7 protein-coding genes are annotated in these 7,186 nt (G+C 70.0%); all 7 read left to right on the plus strand.

All coding sequences use genetic code 11. The features are described 5' to 3' along the window. Position 1: 1 nt before the first annotated feature. The 7 genes from murG (at position 2) to P3T35_RS05720 (ending at position 7,058) form a co-directional block, all read left to right on the plus strand. On the plus strand, positions 2–1,108 hold the full coding sequence (murG, locus tag P3T35_RS05690; RefSeq protein WP_101379933.1) for an undecaprenyldiphospho-muramoylpentapeptide beta-N-acetylglucosaminyltransferase: 1,107 nt from the start codon (positions 2–4) through the stop codon (positions 1,106–1,108). Beyond that, positions 1,101–1,892 (plus strand): FtsQ-type POTRA domain-containing protein, encoded by a 792-nt coding sequence (locus tag P3T35_RS05695; RefSeq protein ID WP_101379932.1) that lies wholly within the window; start codon positions 1,101–1,103, stop codon positions 1,890–1,892. Before murG ends, P3T35_RS05695 begins: the two co-directional genes overlap by 8 nt. 393 nt (positions 1,893–2,285) lie before the next feature. Beyond that, on the plus strand, positions 2,286–3,479 hold the full coding sequence (ftsZ, locus tag P3T35_RS05700; RefSeq protein ID WP_101379931.1) for a cell division protein FtsZ: 1,194 nt from the start codon (positions 2,286–2,288) through the stop codon (positions 3,477–3,479). A 152-nt stretch (positions 3,480–3,631) separates the two neighbouring features. After that, a complete protein-coding gene (locus P3T35_RS05705; protein WP_101379930.1) occupies positions 3,632–4,375 on the plus strand; it encodes a YggS family pyridoxal phosphate-dependent enzyme in 744 nt (247 codons plus the stop codon). Between the two features lie 269 nt (positions 4,376–4,644). Further along, on the plus strand, positions 4,645–5,262 hold the full coding sequence (sepF, locus tag P3T35_RS05710; RefSeq protein ID WP_101379929.1) for a cell division protein SepF: 618 nt from the start codon (positions 4,645–4,647) through the stop codon (positions 5,260–5,262). Positions 5,263–5,343: 81 nt separating this feature from the next. Continuing rightward, a complete protein-coding gene (locus P3T35_RS05715) occupies positions 5,344–5,634 on the plus strand; it encodes a YggT family protein (RefSeq protein WP_101379928.1) in 291 nt (96 codons plus the stop codon). A 50-nt stretch (positions 5,635–5,684) separates the two neighbouring features. Continuing rightward, positions 5,685–7,058 (plus strand): DivIVA domain-containing protein, encoded by a 1,374-nt coding sequence (locus P3T35_RS05720; RefSeq protein WP_101379927.1) that lies wholly within the window; start codon positions 5,685–5,687, stop codon positions 7,056–7,058. The last annotated feature ends 128 nt before the right edge of the window (positions 7,059–7,186 follow it).

Below are 7,186 nucleotides of genomic sequence, written 5' to 3' on the forward strand. Positions count from 1 at the left end.
GGTGCATGTCGTACTCGCCGGCGGAGGCACCGCCGGCCACATCGAGCCGGCCATGGCGCTCGCGGACGCGCTGCGCAGGCACGACCCCAGCATCGGCATCACCGCGCTCGGCACCGAGCGCGGCCTGGAGACCCGGTTGGTACCCGAGCGCGGCTACCAGCTGGAACTGATTCCGGCCGTTCCGCTGCCCCGCAAGCCCACCCCCGAGCTGATCACCGTTCCCGGTCGGCTGCGCGGTACCGTCCGGGCGGCGCAGGAGATCATCGAGCGGGTCAACGCCGATGCGGTGGTGGGCTTCGGCGGCTACGTCGCGATGCCGGCCTACCTTGCCGCCAAGCGGGCCGGGGTGCCGATCGTGGTGCACGAGGCCAACGCCCGCCCGGGCCTGGCCAACAAGATCGGCGCCCGCTACAGCGACTTCGTCGCGGTCTCCACCCCGGACAGCAAGCTGCGCGACTCGCGCTACATCGGCATCCCGCTGCGCCGGACCATCGCCACCCTGGACCGCAACGCGGTGCGCCCCGAGGCCCGGGCCTACTTCGGCCTGGACCAGCGGCTGCCCACCCTGCTGGTCTCGGGCGGTTCGCAGGGCGCCCGCCGGCTCAACGAGACCGTCCAGGCGATCGCGCCGCGGCTGCAGCAGTACGGCGTGCAGATCCTGCACGCGGTCGGCCCGAAGAACGAGCTGCCGCAGATCGACGACATCCCGGGCATGCCGCCGTACCGGGCGCTGCCCTACGTGGACCGGATGGATCTGGCCTACGCCGCCGCCGATCTGATGCTCTGCCGGGCCGGCGCGATGACGGTGGCCGAGCTGGCGGCGGTCGGCCTGCCGGCCGCCTTCGTGCCGCTGCCGATCGGCAACGGCGAGCAGCGGCTGAACGCCCAGCCGATGGTCAAGGCCGGCGGTGGCCTGCTGGTGGACGACGCCGAGCTGACCCCGGACTGGGTGATGGCCAATGTGCTCCCGGTGCTCACCGACCCGCAGCGGCTGTGGGACATGAGCCGGGCCGCCGCCGAGTTCGGCCGCCGGGACGCCGACGAGCTGCTGGTCGGCATGGTCTACGAAGCGATCGACGCGGCGCGCGGCGGCCGGCGACGTGGCTGACCGGTTGGTCGGCGAACGGCGGGCCCGGGCTGCCGAGGCGGACGAGGACCCGGACGAGCCGGTCCGGGTCCCGCTGCGGCTCTCCCGGCGCGGCATCGTGGTGCTCAGCTCGCTGGGCGCCCTGGTGCTGGCCCTGATCGGCTGGGTGATCTTCTTCTCCTCGGCGCTGGACGTGCGCACGGTCGCCATCCAGGGCCTGCAGAACGACCAGCTGACGGTGGATGAGGTGCGCCAGGCCGTCGGGCCGCTGCAGCACGGTCCGCTCGCCCGGGTCGACCTGGACGCGGTGCAGCGCCGCGTCCAAGCCATTCCCAGGGTGGCCCGGGCCGAGGTCTGGCGCGGCTGGCCGCACACCCTGCGCATCAAGGTGATCGAGCGTCAGCCAGTGGCAGCTGTCAAGCGTGCTGACGGTAAGTTCACTCAAATGGATGCATCCGGGGTGAGTTTCGCCACCGCGGACACACCACCGGCGGGGGTTCCGGTGGTCCAGCTGCAGCTCAGTCAGCCCGCCCAGGACGCCGCCGCGGTGCTGCCGCAGGCCGAGCTGGTGCAGGGCGCGGTCAAGGTCGCGGCCGGTCTGCCGGCCGAAGTGGCCAAGCAGGGACCGTCATTGCTGGTCCGTTCGTATGACGACATCGAGATCGGACTGCCGAGCGGGGTGACGATCCGCTGGGGGAGCCCCGAGCAGATCGACCGCAAGGCGGTCGTGCTGCGGGCGCTGCTGAAGCAGTCCGCCAAGGTCTATGACGTGACCGCTCCTGATGCCCCGGCGATCTCGAGTTGACCGAAATCCGGTAGGTTCTGACGGTGGGGAGTCATTGACGATCTGTCGATGCGTCCCCGACCCTGGGTGGTCTCGAATCTTCGTCAGCTCCAGGGCTGAGCCTGGTGCTTGTCATTGGGCGATGATCACATAGGCTCAAAAGAAAAAAGGGAAGCTCGGCGTGTTCGTTGAACACGGACCCGCCCGGCACTTAGTGTCCTGTGTCACCAGGCTGTGCCTCGCGGCTCGTTGACGTAGGCGCGGCGTGAACCCTAAACGTCAAGTTCAGGGTTCGGGTCGGCGGTCTCCATTTCGGACAATCAGTCAGGAACCGGGCTCCCCACCCATCGACATCCGTCGGCTCTCCCAGACCCAGGAAGCCGACCCGGACATCCGAGGCGAGAGGCCTTCGACGTGGCAGCACCGCAGAACTACCTCGCAGTCATCAAGGTCGTCGGTATCGGCGGCGGCGGTGTCAACGCCATCAACCGGATGATCGAGGTCGGTCTGAAGGGCGTCGAGTTCATCGCGATCAACACCGACGCGCAGGCCCTGCTGATGAGCGACGCCGACGTCAAGCTCGACGTCGGCCGGGAGCTCACCCGCGGCCTCGGCGCCGGGGCCAACCCGGAGGTCGGCCGCAAGGCCGCCGAGGACCACCGCGAGGAGATCGAGGAGGTCCTCAAGGGGGCCGACATGGTCTTCGTCACGGCCGGCGAGGGCGGCGGCACCGGCACCGGCGGCGCGCCGGTGGTGGCCAACATCGCCCGCTCGCTCGGCGCGCTGACCATCGGCGTGGTCACCCGCCCGTTCACCTTCGAGGGCCGCCGCCGGGCCAACCAGGCCGAGGACGGCATCGCCTCGCTGCGCGAGGAGGTGGACACCCTGATCGTCATCCCGAACGACCGGCTGCTCTCCATCTCCGACCGCCAGGTCAGCGTGCTGGACGCGTTCCGCTCGGCCGACCAGGTGCTGCTCTCCGGTGTCCAGGGCATCACCGACCTGATCACCACTCCGGGTCTGATCAACCTGGACTTCGCCGACGTCAAGTCGGTCATGTCGGACGCGGGCTCGGCGCTGATGGGGATCGGCTCGGCGCGCGGCGAGGACCGCGCCAAGGCGGCCGCCGTGATGGCGATCTCCTCACCGCTGCTGGAGGCCTCGATCGACGGCGCCCGCGGCGTGCTGCTCTCCATCTCCGGCGGCTCCGACCTCGGCCTGTTCGAGATCAACGAGTCGGCGCAGCTGGTCAGCGAGGCGGCGCACCCCGAGGCCAACATCATCTTCGGTGCGGTGATCGACGACGCACTGGGCGACGAGGTCCGGGTCACCGTGATCGCGGCCGGCTTCGACGGCGGCCAGCCGCCGGCCATCGTGCGCGACCCGGTGGTGAAGGCCACCCCGGCCCCGCCCGCCGAGCGTCCGACCAGCCGACCCTACGGCGGCGTCGGCTCGGTGACGGGTCGTTCGACCGAGGACAGCGCCCCGGCCCCGGTCAAGCCGGAGCCCCCGGTGGTCCCGCCGGTGCCGCCGCAGGTGCAGCCGACCCGGCTGCCCTACGTGGAGAGCCCGGCCGAGGAGCTCGACGTGCCGGATTTCTTGAAATAGGGCACAGCTTGACGTAGGGCACGGCCTGAAGTGAGGCTCTGCTCGAAGTAATTTGTAGGATCTTCCGCAGGCTTCGATGCCCATCCCGCCACTGGCCGGGGTGGGCATCGTCGTGTGAGCGGGCAGTGTGAACAAGAGGAAGGACAGGAGATATGACGGAAGGACAGTCGGCCGGGGTCCCGGCCGCGCGCCTTGAGCAGCTCCGCGCCGGCCTCGCCACGGTCGAACGGCGGATCGACGCCGCCTGCGCGGCGGCCGGCCGGCCCCGCTCCGAGGTGACCCTGGTGGTGGTCACCAAGACCTACCCCGCCTCGGACACCCGGCTGCTCGCCTCGCTGGGGGTGCGGCACGTCGCCGAGAACCGCGACCAGGACGCCGCGCCCAAGGCGGCCGACTGCGCCGACCTGCCGCTGATCTGGCACTTCGTCGGACAGTTGCAGACCAACAAGGCGCGCTCGGTGGTGCGCTACGCGCACCACGTTCACTCGGTCGACCGGTCGCGGCTGGTCAGCGCCCTCTCCGAGGCGGTGCTGAAGGCCGAACGCCCGGAGCTGGGCTGCCTGGTGCAGGTCGCCTTCGACGGCGGCACGGCGCAGGGCCGGGCCGGGGTGCCCCCGGAGCAGGTGCTGGAAATGGCCGATCTGATCGCCGACACGCCCGGGCTGCGGCTGGACGGTGTGATGACGGTCGCTCCGCTCACCGGTCCGCTGACCGGCGACCCGGTCGCCGCCTTTACGCGTCTGGCGGAAATCTCAACCGCCGTACGCGCGAGCCATCCGGCTGCCACGATGGTGTCGGCAGGGATGAGCGGCGACCTCGAGCAGGCGATTGCCGCCGGGGCGACACATGTACGCGTCGGTACGGCGGTGCTCGGTGCGAGGTCACCCCTCGGGTAACGTCACCGGGTAGTAGATCAGACTGCAGGACAAATCAGGACAAAGCACGGATTAGTCCTGCTGAACCGACAGCACATCGTGGATCGTAAGGCCGCGGCCACGCACACGGACTGACGGATCGTCGGCTCACCGTAGTCGGGATCTGACGGAAGGTGAGCGGACCGCGGTCCTGGACACCTGGCTCCCTGGGTCACCGTACTCGACGGAGCCGGGTTTCGCGGGCCAGGCCAGTGACCGAGCCGATCCACCACAGAGCGGAGGACAGGAGCATGGCCGGCGCAATGCGCAAGATGGCGGTCTACCTCGGCCTCGTGGAGGACGAGACGTACGACGGCCAGGGTTACGACCCGGACGACGACTACGACACGGACCCCGAGCCGATCAGGACCGGACGGACCGAGGACATCCCGCGCCCGGCGGCGCCCGCCGCCGCCCCCACGGCGCAGGTCGCCTCGATCGCGCCCCAATCCCAGCCGGTGGCGGCCGCCGTGCCGATCCGGCAGGAGCAGCCCCGGATGGCCCCCGTGTCGTCCATCACACCCGAACGCCGTCAGAATCTGGAGAAGAGTGCCCCGGTGATCATGCCCAAGGTCGTGAACGAGCGGGAGTCGTACCGCATCACCACGCTGCACCCGAGGACCTACAACGAGGCCCGTACCATCGGGGAACAGTTCCGTGGCGGCACCCCGGTGATCATGAATCTGACCGAGATGGACGACACCGACGCGAAGCGGCTCGTAGACTTCGCGGCTGGACTCGTCTTCGGTCTGCACGGCAGCATTGAGCGCGTGACTCAGAAGGTGTTCCTGCTGTCTCCTGCTAACGTCGATGTCACGGCGGAGGACAAGGCTCGGATCGCCGAGGGTGGGTTCTTCAACCAGAGCTGACCCGGCCACGACGACATGTGTGGACCTGATGGACAGTGAGTGACCAAGCGGTAGCGGAAGAAACCGGGAGAGGGATACCCGATGGGGATCGTGGGGGCAGTGCTCTACTACGCACTGACCGTCTTCCTGGTGATTCTGCTGTTCCGCCTGGTCATGGACTGGGTCTTCCAGTTCGCCCGCTCTTGGCGACCGGGCAAGGCCATGGTGGTGCTGTTGGAGGCCACGTACACTGTCACGGATCCGCCACTCAAGCTTCTTCGGCGGTTTATCCCGCCGTTGCGTCTCGGGGGCGTGGCGCTCGACCTGTCCTTCTTCGTACTGATGATCATTGTGTATGCCCTGATCTCGCTCGTGCAGCGTCTGCCGTGGTGAGCGATGCGGCAGGATGCCATCTGTGCCGACGATCACGTTGAGGTGAAGAGATGCCGTTGACCCCCGAGGACGTTCGGAACAAGCAGTTCACGACCGTCCGCTTGCGCGAAGGCTATGACGAGGACGAGGTCGATGCCTTCCTCGACGAGGTCGAAGCCGAGCTGACCCGCCTGCTGCGCGAGAACGAGGACCTGCGGGCCAAGCTCGCCGCCGCGACCCGGGCTGCCGCGCAGAACCAGGCGAACATGCGCAAGGAGCCTCCGCAGGACGCGCAGCGGCCCGGTGCCCCGGTGCCCGCCGCCATATCCGGTCCGCCGGTCCCTGGTCAGCAGGGTCCCGGCCAGCAGCAGCCCCAGCCTCAGCAGCAGATGGGCGGCCAGCCGCTGGGTCTGCCGTCCGGCGCTCCGCAGCTGCCGGCCGGTCAGGGCATGCCGCAGCAGCAGGGCCAGATGCCCGGCCAGGGCATGCCGCCGCAGCAGCAGGGCATGGGCACCATGGGCGGCCAGCAGCAGCTGGTGCAGCAGCAGGGTATGCCGCAGCAGCAGGGCATGGGCACCATGGGCGGCCAGCAGCAGCTGGTGCAGCCGATGGGCGGTCAGATGCTGCAGCCGATGCCGTCGCCGATGCAGCAGGGCGGCCCGATGGGCGGCCAGATGCCGCAGCAGATGGGCCAGACCATGGGCGGTCAGCAGCAGCTGGCGCCGATGGGCGGTCCGCTCGGTGGTGGTCCGCTCGGCGGCCCGATGCAGCAGCAGGGTCCCGGTGGCGACAGCGCCGCCCGGGTACTGGCGCTCGCTCAGCAGACCGCCGACCAGGCGATCTCCGAGGCGCGCTCCGAGGCCAACAAGATCGTCGGCGAGGCCCGCAGCCGTGCCGAGGGCTTGGAGCGGGACGCCCGCGCCAAGGCCGACGCGCTGGAGCGGGACGCTCAGGAGAAGCACCGGGTCGCGATGGGCTCCCTGGAGTCCGCCCGCGCCACCCTGGAGCGCAAGGTCGAGGACCTGCGCGCCTTCGAGCGCGAGTACCGCACCCGCCTGAAGTCCTACCTGGAGACCCAGCTGCGCCAGCTGGAGTCGCAGGCGGACGACTCGCTGGCTCCGCCGCGGATCCCGGCCACCGCCTCGCTGCCGCCGGCGGCCTCCTCGATGGCCTCCACCGGTGCCCCGTCGTTCGGCGGTCAGTCCTCCTTCGGCGGCTCCAGCCCGTCGTTCGGTGGCAGCTCCCCGTCCTTCGGCGGCGGCAACGGCCAGCCGTCCTTCGGCGGCGGTCAGCCCTCGGGCAGCGGCGCGCCGCAGATGGCCCCGGCCGGCATGACCCAGCCGATGGCCGCGGTCCGTCCGCAGCCGCCCCAGCCGATGCAGCCCATGCAGCAGGCCCCGGCCCCGATGCGCGGCTTCCTCATCGACGAGGACGGCGACAACTAAGCCGGGTCACACCTACGAGGGCGCCCCTACCGCGATGGCGGATTCTTGGGGTCCTCGCAACACCTGATGGCCTACGTGGTCGTCAGTAGATCACGCAGGCGCTCGGCTGGGGTTCTCCAGCCGAGCGT

The organism is Kitasatospora sp. GP30, from assembly GCF_029892145.1.
Taxonomy (GTDB): Bacteria; Actinomycetota; Actinomycetes; order Streptomycetales; family Streptomycetaceae; genus Kitasatospora; species Kitasatospora acidiphila.